Raw genomic sequence first — 19,461 nt, 5'->3', positions numbered from 1 at the left:
TTTTAGCCGACTGAGCCTTCGAGGCTGATGGCTACGAGTTTTTGCGCCTCAACGGCGAATTCCATCGGCAGTTCTTGCAGCACATCGCGAACGAAACCATTGACCAGAAGGGCCACGGCTTCTTCTTCCGATAGGCCGCGCTGCTGGGCGTAGAAGAGCTGGTCTTCCGACAGACGGGTCGTCGTCGCCTCGTGCTCCATCTGGGCAGAGCCATTCTTGGCTTCGATGTACGGAATGGTGTGCGAGCCACACTCCTTGCCGATCAGCAAGCTGTCGCACTGGGTGAAGTTGCGAACGCCCGTCGCCTTGGGATGCACAGAAACCAGACCGCGATAGGTCGAGTCCGACTTGCCCGCCGAAACGGCCTTGGCGATGATGCGCGACTTCGAGTTCTTGCCCAGATGGATCATCTTGGTGCCGGTATCGGCCTGCTGATGTCCATTGGTGATGGCAATCGAATAGAACTCGCCCGAGCTTTCCTCACCCTTGAGGATGCAGGACGGATATTTCCACGTCACCGCCGAGCCGGTTTCCACCTGTGTCCACGACACCTTGGAGCGGTCACCACGGCAATCCGCGCGTTTGGTCACGAAGTTGTAGATGCCGCCCTTGCCCTCGGCATCGCCCGGATACCAGTTCTGGACGGTCGAGTATTTCACCTCGGCATCGTCCAGCGCCACGATCTCAACGACAGCGGCGTGAAGCTGGTTCTCGTCGCGCATCGGAGCTGTGCAGCCTTCCAGATACGAAACGTAGGAGCCCTTGTCGGCGATAATCAACGTGCGCTCGAACTGACCAGTCTGCGAAGCATTGATACGGAAATAGGTCGACAGCTCCATCGGGCAGCGAACGCCCGGCGGGATGTAAACGAACGAGCCATCCGAAAATACGGCGCTGTTCAGGGCCGCAAAATAGTTATCAGAAACAGGAACGACCGTACCCAGATATTTGCGTACAAGATCAGGATACTCGCGCAAGGCCTCGGAAATAGGCATGAAAATCACGCCGACCTTGGCCAGTTCTTCCTTAAAGGTAGTCACGACCGAAACACTGTCGAACACAGCATCCACGGCCACCTTGGGCGCGCCCTGAACACCGGCTAGCACTTCCTGCTCTTTCAGCGGAATGCCCAGCTTGGCGTAGATTTCCAGAAGTTCCGGATCGACTTCATCCAGCGACTTGGGGCCTTCCTTGGTCTTGGGCGCAGCGTAATAATACAGGTCCTGATAATCGACCGGATCGTACTTCACCGCCGCCCAGGTCGGCTCTTCCATCGCCAGCCAACGCTCATAGGCGGCCAGACGCCATTCCAGCATCCATTCCGGTTCACCCTTTTTCTCGGAGATGAAACGGATGATATCGGTGTTCAGCCCCTTAGGAGCGAATTCCTGCTCGACCTCGGAGGTGAAGCCGTACTTGTACCGCTCCAGCTCCGCGACCGTATCAACAGTTTCTTTAACAGCAACCATATCTTACGCGACTTCCTTCACGTCTTTAGCCAGACGCGACACATGCTTCTCATAGGCAGTGACCCACACATCAGCAAAGCGAATCCAATCGCTTTCCTGCGTGCCCCAACCACCTGAAATCCTGACACCACCCGTCGCCAGATCATCCATTCCCATGGCGAGCATGGTCTTTGACGGCTTAACCTTACCCGAAGAGCAAGCCGAACCGGCTGAGATCATTACCCCTGCCAAATCCAGAGTGATCAACTGTTGCGGGCTATCCCAAGCGGGAACGGCCATGAATAGAGTGTTAGGCAGGCGAGGTGCGCCCTCGCCTACAATCGTAGCGCCCGCGGCTTTAACGCGAGCCTCGGCGGCATCACGCCATTGGCTGTGATCCACGCCCGAAGCCATTTCCTGGATAACAACGTGTGCAGCCGCACCAAAACCGGCAATGCCCGGTACGTTTTCGGTGCCGGCCCGCAGACCACGTTCCTGACCCGCACCATGAACGATACGGATCGCCGAGCGGTTTTCCGCGACAACCAACGCACCCACGCCCTGCGTCCCGCCAATCTTGTGGGAAGACAGGGTCAGAGTATCGGCACCCAATTCACGAATATCGACAGGGATTTTCCCGAGAGTCTGGATCGCATCCACATGCATCCAGCCACCGGCCGCATGAACCATCGCCGCCGCCTCGGCGACCGGTTGGATCACTCCACTTTCGTTGTTGGCGTGATGCAGGGCCACAAAGGCACGCCCCCCCCTCTCCAGTGCTACCTTCAGCCATTCCAGATCGGCCACACCATTCGAAAGTACCGGCATAACCTCGACCGGAACACCGCAATGGATCGCTGCTTCAGATACGCAAGGATGCTCGGTCGCGCTGACGATCACACGTTCATAGCCCGCCGCAACGGCACTGGCGATGGCCTGCGCATTTGACTCAGTACCGCCCGATGAAAAGATAACGGAGGTCGGATCAGCACCGACCAGTTCGGCCACTGCCGCCCGTGCGTTTTCGATACGCGCCCGGGCTTTGCGGCCTAGAGCATGCACTGCGGACGGGTTACCGCCGGGCGTCATGGCCTCGACCACGGCTTCGCGCACTTCGGGTCGCACAAGGGCCGTGGCATTATAGTCTAGGTAGATTGCCATTTATTCAGCCGCCACTTGCGCCGCTACATCGGTGCGGCGGTTACGCAAATTATTGGACACAACATCTTCCAGCGACACACTGGCCAGATAGCGGTGGATTTCAGCGCCCAGGTCTTCCCAGAGATTATGCGTGATGCAGCGTTCACCGCGCAGCATGCAGCCATTGGGCTTGCCATGCTCGGCACAGCGCGTTGCACGAATAGGCTCGTCAACCGCAAGAACAATCTCGGCCACCCAGGTTTCGGCAGACGAACGGGCCAGTCGATAGCCCCCCCCCGGTCCACGGACGCTCTTGACCAGTTCGGCCTTACGCAAACGCGCAAACAGTTGTTCGAGATAGGAAAGCGAGATTTCCTGACGCGTGGCGATCTCGGCAAGCGACACAGCGCGATCCGCGCCATTACGCGCCAAATCGGCCATTGCCATCACGGCATAACGTCCCTTTGTAGAAAGGCGCATCAATACCCTCAAAAAAAGCACGCTTTTCAGGGTTGTTGTGGTAGAACCCCCGCCCTTACAGGCGAATGCGTAGCGTGTTGGGACTTAGAAAGTCCTACCTTGCTAGTCAAGTATTCGGCTGCGATGAAATACATATTGAACGACAGGGGATCCGCGATTCATGCCCGAAGTCATCCTTCCAGGTGCAGCAGGCCGTATTGAAGGCCGTTATTCGCCGGGCAAACGCCCGAACGCGCCGATCGCTTTGATCCTGCACCCGCACCCCAAGGCGGCGGGTCACATGAACAACCCTGTGGCAGTTACCTTGCACAAGCTGTTCGTAGAGCGTGGTTTTGCAACCTTGCGCTATAATTCGCGCGGCGTCGGCAAGTCTCAAGGTGAGTTCGACAGCGGCATTGGCGAGTTGGCCGACGCGGCAACCGCTCTGGACTGGCTGCAAGCCAACAACCCTGCCGCGACCCAGACCTGGGTCGCCGGTTACCAGTTCGGTGCCTATATCGGCATGCAGTTGCTGATGCGTCGTCCTGAAACTGACGGCTTCATCTCGGTATCGCCGCCCTCGAACATGTACGATTTCAGCTTCCTCGCCCCCTGCCCTGCATCGGGTCTGTTCCTTCACGGCACAAACGATACGGTTGTTCCGCCCGTTGAGGTCGAGCGCGTCGTCAACAAGCTGCGCACCCAAAAAGGCATAATCATCGACTATGAATTGGAAGAAGGTGCTTCGCACTTCTGGCAGGATCACATGGACGCTGTTGAACGTCGCGTCGGCGCTTATCTGGACAAACGTCTGGAAGAAAAGCCGGCTTAATGCCGGAAGCGATGGCTAGGCCATCGCGCCTCTATGCTCGCCCCGCGGGGGCTCGCGACTTGAGGGGCAACAAGGTGCAATATAAAGGGCGCGCTTCTTTTGTGAAGCGCGCCTTTTTGGCTAGCAGGGCATGGATTTAAAGCCCGCGACGTAATCGGCGTGGCCTTCAGTGAACCCCATTTCGCGTCTACGATTATCGACAGCCTCGGGTGCTTCCAGATTCAGCACCACCCATTCACCGTCCTGACAGGCAAGCTGAGAGCCATATCGTTGCGGTCGCATCTCGGCCAAGGCGAGCCGATCATACATCAACGCATATGACTGGCCATCGACCTCGCCAGCAGCGACCAGCGGTTCCAGCACGGGTACAAACAGACGCCATGTCTCGAGGTTGGAATGTTGGACCACCAAAAATGCTGTGGTTGCGACTTCCACCCCATAGCGGCTGCGTAAATACCAACCCTCTGGCGGCAAATGTTCTAAAACGATCTGAAGATTCTTAGCGTCCTGCTCAGCCATAATAGCGCTCGCCTCGCCACGGGCCTTGGCCATATCCTCGGCAGATAGCTCACTGCGCAAGATTTCGCCCATGAACTGACGCGGATACTGGTCCAGCACATAGACGCTGGCAAAGCGCGTTTTCAGATCGGCATCCGCTGGCAGACTGTCCAGCTTGCTCTGTTCCTGTTCGATCCGATGAACCAGCGGAGCAACGACTTTATCAGGCTCTGATGCCGCCGAGCAGCCACCTAGGAAGAACAAAGAAACTGCTAAAAACCAGACCATTTGGCCCTCTCAGTGTTCCGCGTCGCGCTCCACTTCGGCCGATGGGCGGTGTGCACGCACGCACCAGACCACACTTACAACCATAAGCGCCATAGCAACGATCTCTATGATACTGGGCCCGCGCTGTTCCCAGATAAAGCCGTATAGGAAGGCAAACAGGGTCTCGAACACGATCATCTGGCCCAGCATGGTCAATGGCAGCAAACGGCTGGCACGGTTCCAGAACGCATTGCCGACGACAGATGCTAGGATCGCGACCCCAAAGCTGACCAACAGGAAGCGGCTCCAGAAATTAGCCGGGAGATCACCAATGGTCATAACGGCTATCGGCACAAGACACAGCGACAGCGCCCCTGTGACGACCCCGATCAGCAATGACCAGTCATGCGAACTGACATGGGTCATGCGGGTCATCCAGCGGCTGTTTACAACTGCATAGGACGCCCACAGAACCAGCGCGATCAGTGCCGCCACAAGCCCTATAGCCACTGACAAACCGCTCGCATCCGCGGCCAGTTGACCGCGTGTGACACTCTCGTAGCCGATTAAGGCAATGGCCAATGCTGCAACGGCAATCGGGGGGCTAACCTTCAGAATCGGCGGAGAGTCTTTGTCCCTAAGCCCCCAAAGCGCCACAACAACAGGAACAGCACCGACAATCAGTGCCGAAGCCGCCACACCCGCATAGTGCACCGACACAACCAGGAACAGATAATAGACGATGTTTCCGGTCAGGCTGAGCCAGACCAGTGCCCACCAAGTCTTGCGGTCCAGAAGGCCAACAAGACGCTTCCAGCGCGGCGCAATCAGCAGGGCCGCAATCAGGCCATAGGCGATATAACGCCCTGCCGAGAGCAGAAAGGGTGAAGCCTCGGGGACAAATTTGGGAGCGAGAAACACCAGTCCCCACATGGCTCCAGCGCCGAGGCCACTCATTATGCCCCAAAAACGCGCGCTTGATACTGTCAATTCGGCTTCCCCGACCTCGTCCTAGAATTCATCCGGCTCAAAGCCCGGCTCATCACCTGGATTAGCCGTGCGCCCCCCCGTTAAAGGCTCGGCTACACCTGTGGTCCCCGGAAAACTGATAGGCAAGCCCAGATGGCTGCGGGCCGCCAAAAACGCAAAGGCTTCAGCTTCGATGCTGTCGCCACGCCAGCCATGATCTTCGGCGATTGTGACCGGCATAGAAAGGCGGGCTTTGAGGGCTTCCATCAGCGCCGGATTGTGCCGACCGCCACCACAGACCACAATCTGGGTTGGGGTTTCTTCGCAACGGGCTACGCCCAGCGCCACCGCCTCGGCGGCAAAAGCTGTCAGAGTTGCGGCAGCGTCTTCAAGCGTCAGATGCTCGACGCCATCCAGCGAGAAATCAAAACGATCCAGAGATTTGGGCCCTGATGCCGCGAAATACGGATGGGACAGGTAATCTTCGAGTGCGGCCTTATCCACAGTGCCCGCACGCGCCAACTGGCCACCTTCATCCATCCGTTTGCGCGTGCGCGATTGGACCAGCAGGTCCACCATGCCGTTCGCAGGGCCGGTATCAAAGGCCTGTAGCTCACCATCCGAACGGATCAGCGTAATATTGCCGACCCCGCCTAAATTCAGCACCGCCACTGAGCCATTCAGGCCCGACCAGCGCACCAGCGCCGCATGATAGACAGGAGCTAAGGGTGCCCCCTGCCCGCCCGCAGCTACATCGGCCGTGCGGAAATCATAGACAACAGGAAGTCCCAGTCCGTCAGCCACGGCGACCGCATCAATCAGTTGCACCGTCCGGCCCACCAATTCCTTTGTCGGAGTCTCATGCAAAACGGTTTGTCCGTGAACCCCAACCAGATCGAGGTTCTTCACCCCGTTCATGGCCATAAAGCCCAGAGAGGCCGCCAAATGGGCATCGGCCACAGCCATGCGGGCATCATCAAAGCTTTCCGGCTCTTCCTCGTCACGTTCCCAATCAAAAGCGTCCTCGATGGCATATTCGATCAGGGTGCGTGTTTCGGCATCCAGCTTCATCTCGCCAGACGGGCCAAATCCTAGAATGTCATGACCATCGGTCTCGATAACGGCCATATCAACGGCATCTAGCGAGGTTCCGGTCATAAAACCGAGAACGCGAAGGGACTTAGGGGGAAGTTGTTCGGTCATGGTGCTTGACTGCCACGTCCTGCGCGCTGTAGCTAGCGCCCATGATCGCCTCTGTTGCTCTTTTCGCTACCTATTATTACGGCCTCGCTTAAACGAGCGGCCGCGATCACTGCCGCCCAATAGTTGGTGGCTTAATTTCTCGAAAGACGGCCGCCGTTTCAAATGCTACGGACCCGTTCCATGACCGAGATTTCCTTTAAGTCCGACTTCCTCAAAACGCTGCAAGAACGCGGCTACATTCACCAGATCACCCATCCGGCAGAGCTGGACGAGGCGGCGAGCTCGGGGGTTGTCACGGGCTATATCGGTTTTGATGCGACGGCACCGTCGCTGCACGTCGGTAGCCTGATCCAGATTATGATGCTGCGCCGTCTGCAACAGGCTGGTCACAAGCCGATTGTACTGATGGGTGGCGGCACCACCCGCGTGGGTGATCCGACCGGCAAGGATGCCTCGCGCCCGCAACTGACCGACGAAACCATTCAGGCCAATATCGACGGCATCCAGAAGGTATTCGCCAAATTCCTGAAATTTGGTGACGGCCCGACCGATGCAGTCATGGTCAATAACGACGACTGGCTGTCCAAGTTCGGCTACATCCAGTTCCTGCGCGATTTCGGCACACACTTCACCATCAACCGCATGTTGAGCTTCGACTCGGTCAAGCTACGCCTTGAGCGCGAGCAGCCCATGACCTTCCTCGAATTCAACTACATGCTGATGCAGTCTGTGGACTTTCTGGAACTGAACCGCGCCATGGGCGTGAACCTGCAAATGGGTGGCTCGGATCAGTGGGGTAACATCACCTCGGGTGTCGATCTGGTCCGCCGCGTGGATCAGAAGTCGGCCTTTGGCCTGACCACTCCGCTGCTGACGACCGCATCGGGCGGCAAGATGGGCAAGACTATGGGCGGTGCCATCTGGCTGAACGAAGAACAACTCAGCCCCTACGACTACTGGCAGTTCTGGCGCAATGCCGAAGATGCCGATGTCGGCCGTTTCATGCGCCTGTACACCGATCTGACGATGGAAGAGATCGCCGCATTCGAAGCCATGGAAGGCGCACAGATCAATGAAGCCAAGAAGGCTCTTGCAGATGCAGCCACCACTATGATGCATGGCGAAGAAGCCGCCAAATCCGCACGTGCTGCTGCCGAAGCCGCGTTTGAAAAAGGCCAGTTGTCTGCGGACCTCCCTACCGTTGAGCTGCCTCGTGACGAGGTGATCGGTGCCATGCTGGCCGCCGTCACGACAAAGGCTGGTCTCAGTGGCTCGAACGGCGAAGCCCGCCGTCTGGCACAAGGTGGCGGTCTGCGCTTGAATGACGAAGTCATCAATGATGGAGCACGCCTCATCGAAGAGACTGACCTCAATGCGGATGGTGTCATCAAGCTGGGTGCCGGCAAGAAGAAGATCGTTCTGGTCAAGCCAGTTTAAGGATGAAAAGGCGCGGGTGCGCCGGAAGTGGATTTTTACGACATGACGCAAATCGCAGAGAACACACCGGCCCCCGCGCTGAATATCACCACGGATGGCGGCGGACATTTCGACTTGTCCGCCCACAAGGGCCAAAAGGCTGTCGTCTATTTCTACCCAAAGGCAGATACGCCCGGCTGTACGACCGAAGGTCTGGACTTTACGGCTCTTGCCGATCAATTCGCTGCAGCCAATACGGTTGTGATCGGTATTTCACGCGACAAGGTCACCAAGCTGGACCGTTTCAAATCCAAACACGACCTAAAGATCGTCCTTGGTTCTGACGAAGATGGTGTTGTCACCGAAGCTTGGGGCGTATGGATTCTTAAAAAGCTCTATGGTCGAGAATATATGGGCATCGAGCGCGCCACATTCCTAATCGACACAAATGGCCAGATTGCCCGCATATGGCACAATGTGAAGGTTAAGGGTCATGCGGACGAAGTGCTTCAGGCCGCACAGGCTCTCTAAAGCCAACACTTCGTAAAAACGAGAATTTCTCAATTTGATCGAACGACGTTTTACAGTTGTTATCTCCCAAAGGGGTAACACTGTTCAGTGAGTCGTAATCAGCCGTCGCTCCCCCGCGACGGATTGGGAGGTCTGTATGTTCAACAAGGGCAAGCCCTACGTTCCGCCGCCGACCCGCTCTATGGGCAGTGCCAATGCCCATGACAGCTTGCATGATCTAGATGACGCAGAGCTAGAGCTCGACAGCGAGGTTCTCCAAAAAACCTCAACGACATCTCGTCCTTCCTATAGTCATGCTGCAGAAGAACGATTGGCAGCAAGTCATCAGGACAGTGCCCTTGATCTGGATGAACAGGTTGCGGATACCGATCAGATCTCCACCCAAACCCATGCATCCGCAGATGACAACTGGTCTAGTGGCGGTATCACCACCGGCGGATATAGCGGCGGAAGTGGTTCAGGTGGAAGCGGACATGGTGGTTCCGGCGGTTCCGGTGGCGGCCATAGCGGTGGCTCCACGCCCGCCAGTCCAACACGGGAAGCGGCTTCCGTTCTGGGTAACGGCATGACCTTCGAAGGCGATATTTCCGGTGTTGGACAACTGGTCATAGAAGGAATCGTCAAAGGCGATATCCGTGTCTCCCAAGTGCTGGTCAACGAAAAAGGCACGGTGGAAGGCACAGTTCACGCCGACGTACTGGATGTTCGCGGGCGCATTTCGGGTGCTATCGTCGCCAAGCAGGTGCGCCTGCATCTAACTTCTCGCGTCGAGGGCGATATTACCCAGGAACAGATCACTATTGAACGCGGGGCATGGTTCTCCGGCCGTTCAACACAGGCCAAACGGGACGACGAACCCGTAGGTGCCGATTAAACCGCTTCACCACAAAAAAGGGGATGGCCAACGCCATCCCCTTTCTTGTTTTAAAGCAGATCAGCCTTCACGTGTCTCACGGGCCGCCAAGGCAGCGCCCATAAACGCATCCAGATCTCCATCCAGAACGCCCTGGGTGTCCGAGGTTTCGACATTCGTGCGCAGATCTTTGACCATCTGATACGGCTGCAGCACATAAGATCGGATCTGGTGGCCCCAGCCGATATCGGTCTTGGCATCTGCCAGCGCCTGAGCCGCAGCCTCACGTTTTTGCAGCTCAAGCTCATACAGACGCGCACGTAGCATTTTCCACGCCTGATCGCGGTTCTGGTGCTGCGAACGTCCCGCCTGACAGGCCACAACCGTATTGGTTGGAATGTGCGTCAGTCGAACAGCCGAGTCGGTTTTGTTGATGTGCTGACCGCCTGCACCAGAGGCGCGATAGGTATCAGTGCGCACATCGGCCGGATTGATGTCGATCTCGATCGTATCATCAACAACCGGCGAAACACCGATCGAGGCAAACGAGGTATGACGCTTGGCTGCGGCATCATATGGACTGATGCGGACCAGACGGTGGACGCCAGATTCCGACTTCAGCCAGCCATAGGCGTTCGGACCCTTCACAAGAATGGTAGCGGACTTGATACCGGCCTGTTCGCCAGACTCTTCAGCTTCCAGTTCGACTTCATAACCATGCGCCTTGGCCCAACGCGTATACATACGCAGCAAGATACCGGCCCAGTCGTTAGACTCGGTGCCACCTGCGCCGGAATTCACTTCCAGATAGGCGTCGTTACCGTCAGCCTCACCCGAAAGCAGAGCTTCCAGTTCGGCGCGTGCAGCGCGTTCTTTGATAGACTTCAAATGCTCGCGGGCTTCGTCAAGAGCGGCTTCGTCGCCCTCCTCGTCAGCCATTTCCGCCAGCATCAAACCATCTTCAAGATCACGTTCCATCTCTTTGACGGTGTTGACCTGTGCTTCTAGGCGCGAGCGTTCGCGGCTGACGGCTTGAGCTTGTTCCGGGTTGTCCCACAGGGTCGGGTCTTCAACACGTGCGTTAAGCTCATCGAGCTTTCTTAGAGCGACATCCCAGTCAAAGTCGCCTCCTGAGCAGAGCCACGCTCTGCTCGATGTCGGCCTTCATGGCCTCGACATCCAGTCTCATCGCAAACTCCTATGCGATAACGGTATTCCTTCAGCCAATGCTGCAGGATCGAAAGATAACGGCGCACCAGTTGAACGGGTGCGCCGCAGTTGAGCTGCTAACTAATGCCTCAATACAAACCGCTCAAGTCGTCAGGGACTTCTTTGCGTGGCGCAGTAACAGGAGTGTTGCCCGACTGCTGCGCCGAAGCAGGCGTAGACGCCCCCGCCTTGGCTTCCTGTTCGCGGCGCAACACATCGTAATAGTTTTGCGGCCCGGTTGGCTCGACACGAACAGGATCGGCACGAACCTCGCGTTCTGTTCCCGGACGGAAGGCTTCTTCGATGCCGTTTACGGTTTTGAAGATAGCATTTTTAGGGCGAACAAACGGACGCGCCGGACGCGACTGCAAAGCTGTCTGCATGAACTCGCCGAAGATAGGCACAGCCGTGGAAGCGCCCGCCTCGCCACCGCCCAGCGAGCGGTTGTCATCGAATCCGACAAACACGCCCACGACAACATCCGCAGAATAACCGACGAACCATGCGGAGCGGTATTCGTTGGTCGTGCCGGTCTTGCCCGCAATATGCGGACCCAGATTCCGAACACGCGCTGCCGTACCACGCTGGACCACGCCTTCTAGCATGGAAGTGATCTGATAGGCCGTGATCGGATCAATGACCTGACGTCCCCGGTCTTCCAGTCGTGGCGATTCCTGCCCCGAGAAGGAGCGTGAGCATTCGCGACAGTTGCGACGATCGGCGCGCTGGATGGTCTTGCCATAACGGTCCTGCACCACTTCGATCAAATAAGGATCGACACGGCGCCCACCATTGGCAAAGGCCGCATAGGCCGCCGTAATCTGATACGGCGTGGTTTCCCCTGCCCCCAACGACATGGCCAGGTTGGCATCCATGTCGTCGACAACGCCCATTCTCTTGGACAGCTCTACGATATTACGCATGCCCACGGCCTGCGCTAGACGCACGGTCATGACGTTACGAGACAACTCCAAACCACGACGCAAGGTTTGAGGTCCATAGTAACGACGGCTGTAGTTGGAGGGCGTCCACGGCTTGCCTCCGGCTCCACCAGGGAAGCTGATCGGCGCATCCAGAACGATCGAAACCGGAGTAAAATCACCCTCAAGGGCAGCGGCATAAACGAACGGCTTATAGGCCGAACCGGACTGACGCCGTGCCTGAGTAGCGCGGTTAAAGCTGGATAGAGCATAAGAATAGCCCCCGACCATAGCCAGCACACGACCCGACTGCGGTTCAATCGCCACCAGCGCACCGTTCACAGCCGGAACTTGGCGCAAGCCGTATTGACCACCTTGGGGCTCTACAAAAATCAGATCACCACGCTTCAGCGGCTTGCGACTATTGTTCGACCAAATCACGTCGCTGCCGATCAAGGTACCCGCGCGGTTATCCTTGGCCGTGCGAATACGGACAGTATTACCGCTGACACTTTCAACCGCAGCAGATTCCCATGTGCGACGCTCGGGTGGGGTCTGGCGACGCAAAGCTTCGGCTTGCCAACCATCGGCGAAATCTGTCTCGCCCCATGCACCACGCCAACCATGCCGGCGGTCATAGTTTTCAAGGCCACGCATCAATGCAACGCGGGCGGCCGACTGAAGTTCGGGATCAAGTGTCGTGCGCAAATAATAACCGCCACGGTTGACCTCTTCAGTCCCGAACATGGCAATGGCGCGACGACGGGCTTCTTCAACAAAGAAGTCAGCATCGGCATACTCGGCACGGCGCGGCGCAGCACGCGCGTTCAACGGACGCGCTTGTGCGGCGTCACGCTGTTCAGCGGTAATGAAACCGGCGTCCTTCATCTGGCCCAGAACCCAGTTCCGCCGTCCGATCGCAGCCTCGGGGCGACGCCGGGGGTGGTAGTTGGACGGCCCCTTGGGCAGAGCCGCCAGATAGGCCGCCTCTTCCAGCGTCAGTTGGTCCAGTGACTTGCCGAAATAGTTATAGGCTGCAGCCGCAACACCATAGGAACGGTAACCAAGATAAATCTCGTTCACATACAGTTCCAGCAACTGCTCCGCTGAGAACCGTCTCGAGACGGGTCGCCAGGATGGCTTCCTTAAGTTTGCGGTTCAGCTTGGTTTCGTCATTTAGCAGGACATTCTTGGCCACCTGCTGGGTGATGGTCGAACCACCTTCCAAACGGTTTCCCGACACCACATTGAACACATTGCGGAACATCGCGCGCCCGACGCCCGAAACATCAATACCGCCGTGGGTAAAAAAGCTGCTGTCCTCGGCAGCCAGGAATGCCTGTACGACCTGATCTGGAACCTGATTATAGGTCACATAGATCCGACGCTGCTCCGAAAACTCGCCGATCAGAGTTCCATCGCCGGCATAGACGCGCGTTGCCGTAGCCGGGCGATAATTCGCCAGCTCCGATGTATCAGGCAGGTCGTGCAGCACATATGCCGCATACACGGCCACAACGACACCTGCGGCAGCAACAGCACCCATCATGGCCATAGCGGCCAAGACGAACCAGCGATTGGCTATTTTCACCATGCACTCCGCAACCGGTCATTCGGTTCAAATTCTATCGTGCGCCGCGATCTCTCGCTAGGGCAGACAGGATCAATTCACTCAGCCTTTGTCGCGCAAAAGCCGAGCCTTGTCGCGTTGCCAATCGCGCTCGGCGGTGGCTTCACGCTTGTCGTGGTTCTTTTTGCCCTTGGCCAAAGCGATTTCAACCTTGGCCATACCTTTTTCATTCAGATAAAGGCGCACCGGCACAATCGTCCGACCATCGCGCTGAACCGCCGAAATCATCTTGTCGATCTGGCGTCTGTGCAGCAGCAGCCTGCGATGGCGGCGTGGTTCGTGATTGAACCGGTTGGCCATCTTATAGGGCGGGATATCGGCATTGATGAGCACCAGATCACGCCCTTCGGGCGAGACATAGCTTTCGGCAATATTGGCCCGACCATCGCGCAACGCCTTGATCTCGGTACCCAGCAACTGGATACCGGCCTCAATATGATCCTCGAGAAAATAGTCGTAACGCGCACGACGGTTCTCGGCGATGGTCTTCTGTTTTGGCCCTTGGTCCGCCATTAAACAATCCCTGCTGCCGACATAGCGGCATCAATATGCGGTCGAGCCTCGTCACGCGTAGGGACCAGCGGCAGGAGAACATCCTCGCCGCAATAGCCCAGACGCGACAATGCATATTTAGTGGGCGACGGCGAATTATCGAGGAACAAGGCCTTATGAAGGTCGATCAGACGGGCCTGCCATTCGCGGGCCGTAACCAGATCGCCGTTCTGAACCGCGTTGTGCAGAGCGACCATAGCTTCTGGAGCGACATTGGACGTGACCGAAATCACGCCTACACCGCCTTGAGCGGCGTAACCGAGATAGCTGGGGTCATCACCCGAAATCAGATCAAAACCTTCGTCGATATGGGCATGCATCCAGCTGACGCGCGGCAGATCACCGGTCGCGTCCTTGATGCCGACAATGTTCGGATGTTTGGCCAGAGCTGCCACAGTTTCATTGGCGAGGTCCACGCCCGTCCGGCACATTATAAAGCAGGACCGGAATCTGGACAGCATCGGCCACGGCTTCAAAGTGGGCCTGAAGACCAGCTTGCGAAGGGCGGTTGTAATAGGGCGTCACAGAAAGCACGCCGTCAGCACCGACCGTCTTGGCAAAGCGGGTTAGTTCAATAGCCTTGTCGGTCGCCGAGGCCCCTGCCCCTGCAATCACTTTGATGCGACCAGCCACCTGTTCGACGCACATTTCGACCACGCGTTTATGCTGATCGAGGTGCAGTGTCGCACTCTCGCCGGTCGTGCCCATAGGGACAACCCCGTGCACGCCTGCGGCAATTTGGCGTTCCAACAGTTTTTTAAACGCCACTTCGTCCACGTTTCCGTCACGAAGAGGTGTGATCAAGGCGGTGATCACGCCCTTGAACAAATGGGCGATCATAGAAAAACTAACCTGTGCGGAGCATGAGCGGATTGGCCGCTCGAAAATCTTTATGGGGCCAGAGGTTATTTCGCCTAGGGCTCCACCGCAACAAGTAGATGTATGAGGACGAAGAAGCTGATGATTGCGTCGACTCTCGCAGCCGCTCTGGCGGTCATGGCCCCCCCGACTCAAGACGTGCTTAACAGCGTCCCGGCGACCTATAGTGCCCAGACTGCGGGCGACATCAGCAGCGCTGATATGTCTTTGGTCCAGCAGGGGCTGGCCGCCGCTCGCGCCCGTGATGTTGTGCGCACCCAGTCCATTATGTCCTCTATCAGTGACCCCACGGCCCGCAAGCTGGTGGAGTGGGCCTTGGTCGATACCTCGGACAAACAGCTATCCTATAGCGAGCTTTTGCGGGCCGAGACTGACCTGAACGGCTGGCCGCGCGCCGAATCACGTCGCAGCGCCGCCGAGCGGGCCTTGCTGGCCTCCGGTTCCGGTAGTGATACGGTTCTTGCCTTCTTCAGTCAGGCCCAGCCAATCACTGTGCAGGGTGCCATCGCGCTCGCATCGGCTCTGGAACAGGCCGGACGTCGCGACGAGGCGCAGACCTTGATTCGCAACTGGTGGCGCACCGAGTCCTTTGATCTGGCCGAGCAGGACCTGATTCTGTCGCGCTGGTCTTCGTGGTTGAACAGCGATGACCATTCCGCCCGCCTGACTACGCAGCGGCCCGCACGGTCCTGCAACCCGCGCCATGGTCAATATGGTGCCCGCAGAACGACAGGCCGCTGCCAATGCGGCCATGTCCCTGCGAACCGCCTATGCGCCCGATGCCATCGTCGCCGGACTGTCTCCATCACAGGCGACCGATCCCAATGTTGTTCTGGAACGTGTGAAGCTGTTGCGCTCGGCCAATCGCCAGTCCGAGGCGTTTGGTCTGCTGCGCTATCTGCCCGCTGCCCCGAAGCATTCGGACGGCCAAAGCGCCTTGTGGAACGAGCGCCGCAACTACTTCCTCGATGCCTTGCGTATGGGAAACAATCAGGCCGCCTATGATGCCATGAATGGCCACGGCTTCCCGTCCGGTGAGCGCAAGGTCGATGCCGAGTTCTTTGCCGGTTGGGTGGCTCTGACCAAGCTGAACGACCCGCAACGGGCCAGCGCCCATTTCGAAGTGCTGCGTAACACTTCGCAGACACCGATTACGCAAGGGCGCGCCCTCTACTGGCTGGGCCGCGCCGCCGAGGCGCAGGGCGATACCGCCACCACGCAACAATATTATACCGCCGGTGCCCAGCACTGGCAGACCTTCTATGGGCAGCTGGCCGCTGAAAAGGCCGGTATCACAACCCTGACCCTGCCGGGCGAACCGGACCCGACCCGCGAGGATCGCCAGCGGTTTGACAGCTACGAGGTGGTCAAGGCCACGCGTATTCTGGGCCAGATGGGCGAAAAGAACCTGATGCGGGTCTTTGCCTATCACCTCGATGACACCCTGCCCCTGCCCGTCGATCTGGCCATGTTGTTCGATCTAATGAAGCAGAATGGCGACCAGTTCGGTGCCATGATGGTCGGCCGCGCCGCCAGCGGCCGCGGCATTGTCATGCCCGAGCGCATGTATCCGGTGCAATTGCCGCAACAGGTCGCGGGCATGGCTCCGAACGATTTTGCGCTGGCCATCACCCGTCAGGAATCCAGCTTTGATCCGCTGGTCCGATCACATGCCGATGCGCGTGGCATGATGCAGCTTCTGCCCGCAACCGCGCGCGGTGTGGCACGACGCATGGGACGCTCGTTCAGCGACGACCAGTTGTGGGATGCCGAAACCAATATGACGCTGGGCAGCTATCATCTGGGCGAGTTGCTGAACAATTTCGGCCAGTCACCGCTTCTGGCCGCCGTCGGCTACAATGCCGGCCCTGCCCGTCCGCCCCAATGGACGGCCCGTTGCGGCGATCCGCGTCAGGCGCAGGTCGATCCCATCGACTTCATCGAATGTGCGCCCTTCACAGAGACGCGCAACTATATGATGCGGGTAATGGAAAACATGCAGATCTATCGCGCGCGTCTGAACGGAGGTTCGGCTCCGCTGACACCATCGGCCGATCTGGCGCGGGGCACGCCGCCCTATTCGGGACCGCGCCCCTACCAGCCTTGATCTTAAAGACGACGGGTCGCCAAAAGCGGCCCGTTTTCTGTTTCGATCCACTGTCCGGCAATGCGGAAATGAACGCGCAGGATATCAGGCGTCAGCGCGTCCAGCGGCTTGGCATCAGCCACAATACGTCCGTCTGCGACGACGATAACGCGGTCGGCAAACTTCGCTGCTGCGCACAGGTCATGCAGGCTGAGCAAGACTGCCGAATGTCCATCAGCCCGCTCGCGCAGGCGTTCCAGAACCAACAACTCCGCGTCGGGATCGAGTCCCGCCACAGGCTCATCGGCAACCAGAACCGGCGCATCGGTCACCATGGCACGGGCCAGAAGCACACGCGCCCGCTCGCCACCCGACATATCCGCTACGCCACGCATGGCCAGATGGCCGACACCGACCATGTCCAGTGCGCGTTGGGCGCGGCCCAGAATATCGGACTGGCCCAGATGAAGCCCGCCCAGAGCCGCCACCTCGATCGCAGGCAGGTTCCACGCAATCAGACGTTCTTGCGCAAGATATGCCAAGGCTTCACCACGCTGATGCGATGAAAGGGTTTTCAGATCGCGTCCATGGATCGCGACATGACCCGTTTTGGGTTTATGTAACCCCGCCGCCAGCTTGAGCAATGTCGATTTACCGGCACCGTTCGGCCCGCATATGGCGACCATTTCGCCGCCTTCAACACGCAGCGATGCCTGATCCAGAACCGGCTTACGCTCGATTTCGACACTGGCCTCATGAACGGTCAACAGGCTCACAGCCGCCACTCCCGAGCCGCGCGCCACGCCATAATGGCAAATAGCGGTGCGCCGATCAGCGCCGTAAACACACCCAGTTTCAGTTCCTGATCCGTCGGGATCAGCCGCGTCGCCAAATCGGCCAGCACCAGTATCAGACCGCCCATCAGGGCCGATGGCAAAAGGATACGCCCCGGATCACCACGCACACTGGAACGCACAAGATGCGGTGCGGCCAAACCGACAAAGCCGATCACACCCGCAACGGCCACGGCTGCGCCCGATGCGACCGCCGCCGCCAACAAGGCCCATACGCGCAGTTGCGCCAAAGGAAGTCCCGATGCACGGGCCACATCCTCACCAAGGGTCAGCATACGAAGGCCCGACAGGGCCAGACGCGCAAAAAACGCCGAAATGGTCAGCGCCACGGCAACCCACATCACGTCAAACCAGCTACGATTGGCCACTGAACCCAAAAGCCAGCTCATCACCTCGGCAGAGGCTACAGGCGATGGCGACAGGTTGAAAATCAAAGCCGTGGCTGCGCCCGAGAAGCTGGACAGAGCAACACCAAACAGGATCAGAGCTTCGGGCGCTTTCAAACGTGCGCCGACCACAACCAGCAGACCACCGGCAAGCGCAGCACCGACCAGTGCAGCCATTTCAACAGCCCCCGGAATGGCCGCAAAGCCTGCGATGATTGCCATGGCTGCCGCACAGGCCGCCGTGCCTGATACGCCAATCACACCCGGTTCTGCCAAGGGGTTACGCAACAGCCCCTGCATCACAGCCCCCGCCAGCCCCAGTGCGGCCCCCACCAAAAGCGCACACAATGCGCGTGGCAAACGGATTTGCCACAACACAGCAGCCTCGCCCGAAGAGGGATCGGTAAAGGCCCGTCCATAGGCCGCCAAGTCCAGAACCGTTTCGCCAAAACTGACAGCAAAAGCGACGGCCAGCACCAGCGCCCCAGTCAGCACCGCAATCAAAACCGATGGGCGGATCATGGATCGACCTTCGCCAGCGTGGTCACCGCATCGGCGGTGAACCATGCCGGACATGTCAGTGTTGACGCCGGAAGATCGGCTACGGTTCGTTTCTGCATCAGCCCCTTTAACACCGGATGGCGCCCTGTTCCGCGCCAGTCGGCCATCAGTTGTTCAAAAAACCCACGCACAAAAAGCAGGGGTGGATTAAGCAGGGCGCGCTCCAAACCCAAGGGCTGATAGCCCGCAGCCTTGGTTCCATTTGTGAACCCCGCCGCCCGCAACACACTGTCGATCAGCGTTTCTGGTCCGGCGGTAAATCCGCTGGCCGTCAGATAGGTAGCACTACGTCCCTGTCCGCGCCCCTTTGAGGCTTGCAGTTTCGCATCCATATCGCGGATCAGATCATCACCACGTTCGCTTGCGCCCAAGGCCTGAGACACAGTCTGGATATTCTGGCGAATACCTTCAAAATCCTGACTATCATTGATAGTCGCCACGGTGATGCCGTCGGATTTCAGTCGGGACAGCAAACGCATATCTCCGCCCCAGTACCGCACCACCACATCGGGCTTGAAGGCCACAGCCGCTTCCAGAGTTGGCCTTATCCGCCGATGTTCCCTTGCCGCCTCGCGTAAATAGGCGTCCGGATCATCCGCACGCGGCGACAGCCGCACCTCGGCATCCGGCCTAAGAGCCAGAACATACTGGTCGGCGCATTGGTCCAGTGACATCACCCGCAATGGCGCAGACCATGACTTATCCGCCGGTGCGAAAACAAGCATCACCACCGCCAGAGCCGAACCCGCACGCATAACCAAACTCAAG

The 19,461-nt window shown here is 58.3% G+C and carries 18 protein-coding genes and 2 pseudogenes; 5 read left to right on the top strand and 15 right to left on the bottom strand.

All coding sequences use genetic code 11. The features are described from left to right. Positions 1–2: 2 nt before the first annotated feature. From sufB to WEU32_RS07410, 3 genes are read right to left on the bottom strand one after another with little or no spacing between them, the layout of a single operon-like run. Positions 3–1,469 carry a Fe-S cluster assembly protein SufB gene (sufB, locus tag WEU32_RS07420; protein ID WP_312137273.1) on the bottom strand — a complete coding sequence of 489 codons (1,467 nt, stop codon included), beginning with the start codon at positions 1,467–1,469 and terminating at the stop codon, positions 3–5. 3 nt (positions 1,470–1,472) lie between these two features. Further along, positions 1,473–2,609 carry a cysteine desulfurase family protein gene (locus WEU32_RS07415; RefSeq protein WP_406851445.1) on the bottom strand — a complete coding sequence of 379 codons (1,137 nt, stop codon included), beginning with the start codon at positions 2,607–2,609 and terminating at the stop codon, positions 1,473–1,475. Beyond that, positions 2,610–3,068, bottom strand: a complete 459-nt coding sequence (locus WEU32_RS07410) for an Rrf2 family transcriptional regulator (protein WP_312137277.1) — start codon at positions 3,066–3,068, stop codon at positions 2,610–2,612. A gap of 160 nt (positions 3,069–3,228) precedes the next feature. Here WEU32_RS07410 and WEU32_RS07405 point away from each other — a divergent pair, with 160 nt between their 5' ends. Then, positions 3,229–3,879 carry an alpha/beta hydrolase gene (locus WEU32_RS07405; RefSeq protein WP_312813255.1) on the top strand — a complete coding sequence of 217 codons (651 nt, stop codon included), beginning with the start codon at positions 3,229–3,231 and terminating at the stop codon, positions 3,877–3,879. Positions 3,880–3,999: 120 nt separating this feature from the next. Here the strand turns inward: WEU32_RS07405 and WEU32_RS07400 are convergent, their stop codons facing one another. From WEU32_RS07400 to WEU32_RS07390, 3 genes are read right to left on the bottom strand one after another with little or no spacing between them, the layout of a single operon-like run. After that, positions 4,000–4,665, bottom strand: a complete 666-nt coding sequence (locus WEU32_RS07400; protein ID WP_406851444.1) for a DUF6624 domain-containing protein — start codon at positions 4,663–4,665, stop codon at positions 4,000–4,002. A 9-nt stretch (positions 4,666–4,674) separates the two neighbouring features. Beyond that, a complete protein-coding gene (locus WEU32_RS07395) occupies positions 4,675–5,601 on the bottom strand; it encodes a DMT family transporter (RefSeq protein WP_406851443.1) in 927 nt (308 codons plus the stop codon). Between the two features lie 54 nt (positions 5,602–5,655). After that, a complete protein-coding gene (locus WEU32_RS07390; protein WP_406851442.1) occupies positions 5,656–6,816 on the bottom strand; it encodes an anhydro-N-acetylmuramic acid kinase in 1,161 nt (386 codons plus the stop codon). 180 nt (positions 6,817–6,996) lie between these two features. Between WEU32_RS07390 and tyrS the strand changes: the two genes are divergently transcribed. The 3 genes from tyrS (at position 6,997) to WEU32_RS07375 (ending at position 9,637) form a co-directional block, all read left to right on the top strand. Beyond that, positions 6,997–8,253 (top strand): tyrosine--tRNA ligase, encoded by a 1,257-nt coding sequence (tyrS, locus tag WEU32_RS07385; protein WP_406851441.1) that lies wholly within the window; start codon positions 6,997–6,999, stop codon positions 8,251–8,253. A gap of 42 nt (positions 8,254–8,295) precedes the next feature. Continuing rightward, complete coding sequence (locus WEU32_RS07380) at positions 8,296–8,763, top strand: peroxiredoxin (protein ID WP_406851440.1); 468 nt, start codon at positions 8,296–8,298, stop codon at positions 8,761–8,763. A gap of 136 nt (positions 8,764–8,899) precedes the next feature. After that, on the top strand, positions 8,900–9,637 hold the full coding sequence (locus WEU32_RS07375) for a polymer-forming cytoskeletal protein (protein ID WP_406851439.1): 738 nt from the start codon (positions 8,900–8,902) through the stop codon (positions 9,635–9,637). Positions 9,638–9,697: 60 nt separating this feature from the next. Here the strand turns inward: WEU32_RS07375 and prfB are convergent. The 6 genes and pseudogenes from prfB to WEU32_RS07345 form a co-directional block, all read right to left on the bottom strand. Then, positions 9,698–10,805 (bottom strand): peptide chain release factor 2 gene (gene prfB / locus WEU32_RS07370; RefSeq protein WP_406851438.1). Its coding sequence is split into 2 segments (ribosomal slippage): positions 9,698–10,735 and positions 10,737–10,805, totalling 1,107 coding nucleotides; the frame shifts between segments, so codons are not numbered across the junction. A 109-nt stretch (positions 10,806–10,914) separates the two neighbouring features. Beyond that, on the bottom strand, positions 10,915–12,036 hold the full coding sequence (locus WEU32_RS07365) for a penicillin-binding transpeptidase domain-containing protein (RefSeq protein WP_406853410.1): 1,122 nt from the start codon (positions 12,034–12,036) through the stop codon (positions 10,915–10,917). A 108-nt stretch (positions 12,037–12,144) separates the two neighbouring features. Then, positions 12,145–13,291, bottom strand: a pseudogene (locus WEU32_RS07360) (transglycosylase domain-containing protein); the annotation flags it as partial. A 126-nt stretch (positions 13,292–13,417) separates the two neighbouring features. Beyond that, positions 13,418–13,888, bottom strand: a complete 471-nt coding sequence (smpB, locus tag WEU32_RS07355; RefSeq protein WP_167178210.1) for an SsrA-binding protein SmpB — start codon at positions 13,886–13,888, stop codon at positions 13,418–13,420. Continuing rightward, positions 13,888–14,767: pseudogene (gene dapA / locus WEU32_RS07350) on the bottom strand (4-hydroxy-tetrahydrodipicolinate synthase). The gene smpB and the pseudogene dapA overlap by 1 nt, the downstream one beginning before the upstream one ends. A 438-nt stretch (positions 14,768–15,205) precedes the next feature. Beyond that, the gene (locus tag WEU32_RS07345; protein ID WP_406851437.1) at positions 15,206–15,460 is read right to left on the bottom strand and encodes a hypothetical protein; all 255 of its coding nucleotides are present in this window, start codon (positions 15,458–15,460) and stop codon (positions 15,206–15,208) included. 49 nt (positions 15,461–15,509) lie between these two features. Here WEU32_RS07345 and WEU32_RS07340 point away from each other — a divergent pair, with 49 nt between their 5' ends. Further along, the gene (locus WEU32_RS07340) at positions 15,510–16,913 is read left to right on the top strand and encodes a transglycosylase SLT domain-containing protein (RefSeq protein ID WP_406851436.1); all 1,404 of its coding nucleotides are present in this window, start codon (positions 15,510–15,512) and stop codon (positions 16,911–16,913) included. Positions 16,914–16,915: 2 nt separating this feature from the next. On the opposite strand, the gene WEU32_RS07335 is transcribed toward WEU32_RS07340, so the two are convergent. Genes WEU32_RS07335 through WEU32_RS07325 form a run of 3 tightly spaced genes read right to left on the bottom strand, consistent with a single transcriptional unit; the run spans position 16,916 to position 19,460 of the window. Next, complete coding sequence (locus tag WEU32_RS07335) at positions 16,916–17,668, bottom strand: ABC transporter ATP-binding protein (protein ID WP_406851435.1); 753 nt, start codon at positions 17,666–17,668, stop codon at positions 16,916–16,918. Then, complete coding sequence (locus WEU32_RS07330; protein WP_406851434.1) at positions 17,665–18,654, bottom strand: FecCD family ABC transporter permease; 990 nt, start codon at positions 18,652–18,654, stop codon at positions 17,665–17,667. Before WEU32_RS07330 ends, WEU32_RS07335 begins: the two co-directional genes overlap by 4 nt. Further along, positions 18,651–19,460 carry an ABC transporter substrate-binding protein gene (locus WEU32_RS07325; protein ID WP_406851433.1) on the bottom strand — a complete coding sequence of 270 codons (810 nt, stop codon included), beginning with the start codon at positions 19,458–19,460 and terminating at the stop codon, positions 18,651–18,653. The genes WEU32_RS07330 and WEU32_RS07325 overlap by 4 nt, the downstream gene beginning before the upstream one ends. Position 19,461: the final 1 nt, after the last annotated feature.

Source organism: Brevundimonas sp. BH3 (genome assembly GCF_045345115.1).
Taxonomy (GTDB): Bacteria; Pseudomonadota; Alphaproteobacteria; order Caulobacterales; family Caulobacteraceae; genus Brevundimonas.
This window is presented reverse-complemented; position numbering and strand designations above follow the sequence as displayed.

Excerpts from the sequence above, each read along its gene's own strand:
- WEU32_RS07415 (WP_406851445.1), bottom strand. The coding sequence starts at position 2,609 with ATGGCAATCTACCTAGACTATAATGCCACGGCCCTTGTGCGACCCGAA.
- WEU32_RS07330 (WP_406851434.1), bottom strand. The coding sequence starts at position 18,654 with ATGATCCGCCCATCGGTTTTGATTGCGGTGCTGACTGGGGCGCTGGTG.
- WEU32_RS07410 (WP_312137277.1), bottom strand. The coding sequence starts at position 3,068 with ATGCGCCTTTCTACAAAGGGACGTTATGCCGTGATGGCAATGGCCGAT.
- WEU32_RS07365 (WP_406853410.1), bottom strand. The coding sequence starts at position 12,036 with ATGGTCGGGGGCTATTCTTATGCTCTATCCAGCTTTAACCGCGCTACT.
- WEU32_RS07340 (WP_406851436.1), top strand. The coding sequence starts at position 15,510 with ATGGTCAATATGGTGCCCGCAGAACGACAGGCCGCTGCCAATGCGGCC.
- sufB (WP_312137273.1), bottom strand. The coding sequence starts at position 1,469 with ATGGTTGCTGTTAAAGAAACTGTTGATACGGTCGCGGAGCTGGAGCGG.
- WEU32_RS07400 (WP_406851444.1), bottom strand. The coding sequence starts at position 4,665 with ATGGTCTGGTTTTTAGCAGTTTCTTTGTTCTTCCTAGGTGGCTGCTCG.
- WEU32_RS07405 (WP_312813255.1), top strand. The coding sequence starts at position 3,229 with ATGCCCGAAGTCATCCTTCCAGGTGCAGCAGGCCGTATTGAAGGCCGT.
- tyrS (WP_406851441.1), top strand. The coding sequence starts at position 6,997 with ATGACCGAGATTTCCTTTAAGTCCGACTTCCTCAAAACGCTGCAAGAA.
- WEU32_RS07380 (WP_406851440.1), top strand. The coding sequence starts at position 8,296 with ATGACGCAAATCGCAGAGAACACACCGGCCCCCGCGCTGAATATCACC.
- WEU32_RS07375 (WP_406851439.1), top strand. The coding sequence starts at position 8,900 with ATGTTCAACAAGGGCAAGCCCTACGTTCCGCCGCCGACCCGCTCTATG.
- WEU32_RS07345 (WP_406851437.1), bottom strand. The coding sequence starts at position 15,460 with ATGGTCATCGCTGTTCAACCACGAAGACCAGCGCGACAGAATCAGGTC.
- WEU32_RS07395 (WP_406851443.1), bottom strand. The coding sequence starts at position 5,601 with ATGAGTGGCCTCGGCGCTGGAGCCATGTGGGGACTGGTGTTTCTCGCT.
- WEU32_RS07390 (WP_406851442.1), bottom strand. The coding sequence starts at position 6,816 with ATGACCGAACAACTTCCCCCTAAGTCCCTTCGCGTTCTCGGTTTTATG.
- smpB (WP_167178210.1), bottom strand. The coding sequence starts at position 13,888 with ATGGCGGACCAAGGGCCAAAACAGAAGACCATCGCCGAGAACCGTCGT.